The following is a 1,375-nucleotide window of genomic DNA, read 5'->3' on the forward strand; positions in this document are numbered from 1 at the left end:
CGCCGGCTCGGCATCCGCACCGTCGCGGTGTATTCCGATGCCGACGCCGAGGCGCGCCACGTCGCCTTCTGCGACGAGGCCGTGCATATCGGCGGCGCCGCCGCGCGCGACAGCTACCTGCGCGCCGACCACATCATCGAGATGGCGAAGGAGACCGGCGCCCAGGCCATCCACCCGGGCTACGGCTTCCTGTCCGAGAACGAAGCGTTCGCCGAGGCCTGCGCCGCGGCGGGGCTGGTCTTCATCGGCCCGCCAGCGTCCGCCATCCACGCGATGGGCAGCAAGAGCGCGGCCAAGCAACTGATGGAAAAGGCGGCGGTGCCGCTGGTGCCGGGCTACCACGGCGAGGACCAGGACCCGGCGCTGCTGCGGCGCGAGGCCGACCGCATCGGCTACCCGGTGCTGCTCAAGGCCAGCGCGGGCGGCGGCGGCAAGGGCATGCGCGTGGTCGAGTCCGGCGACGGTTTCGAGGCCGCGCTGGCGTCGGTCAAGCGCGAGGCCAGCGCCAGCTTCGGCGACGACAAGGTGCTGGTGGAGAAGTACCTGACCCGTCCGCGCCATATCGAGATCCAGGTGTTCGCGGATACGCACGGCAACTGCGTCTACCTGTTCGAGCGCGACTGCTCGGTGCAGCGCCGCCACCAGAAGGTGCTGGAGGAAGCGCCGGCGCCGGGCATGACCGAGGAGCGCCGCCGCGCCATGGGCGAGGCGGCGGTGGCCGCGGCCAAGGCGGTTGGCTACGTCGGCGCCGGCACGGTGGAGTTCATCGCCGATTATTCCAACGGCGAGGACGGCTCCTTCTACTTCATGGAGATGAACACCCGCCTGCAGGTCGAACACCCGGTGACCGAGATGATCACCGGCCAGGATCTGGTCGAATGGCAGCTGCGCGTCGCCGCGGGCGAGCCGCTGCCGCTGGCGCAGGAGCAACTGCGCATCGACGGCCATGCGCTGGAAGCACGCATCTACGCCGAGAATCCCGACAAGCAGTTCCTGCCGTCCACCGGCACGCTGCGCTTCCTGCGCACGCCGCCGGCGGTGCAGTTCATGCGCGGCGAGGATGCCCACGGCCCGGCCGGCGTGCGTATCGATGCCGGCGTGCGCGAGGGCGACACCATCAGCCCGTTCTACGATCCGATGATCGCCAAGCTGATCGTCTGGGGCAAGGACCGCGACGAGGCGCTGGCGCGCATGCGCCAGGCACTGGCGGCCTATCACGTGGTCGGTCTGTCGACCAACGTGGCCTTCCTGCAGCGGCTGGTGAAGTCGGAGGCGTTCCGCACCGCCGATCTCGACACCGGGCTGATCGCGCGCAACGAGGCGGTCCTGTTCCCGCCGCCCGCGCCGGTCGGCATGGAGCTGATCGCGCTGGCGG

Annotated in this window: 1 protein-coding gene; it reads left to right on the top strand. The window is 70.5% G+C overall.

Going from position 1 to position 1,375, the window contains the following annotated elements; all coding sequences use genetic code 11:
- Positions 1 to 1,375, top strand: a 1,375-nt coding sequence (locus U9J39_RS29325) for an acetyl-CoA carboxylase biotin carboxylase subunit (RefSeq protein WP_326348792.1), incomplete at both ends; no start/stop codon positions are given.

It is taken from the genome of Cupriavidus sp. SS-3 (assembly GCF_035818815.1).
In the GTDB taxonomy this organism is placed as follows: domain Bacteria; phylum Pseudomonadota; class Gammaproteobacteria; order Burkholderiales; family Burkholderiaceae; genus Cupriavidus; species Cupriavidus taiwanensis_C.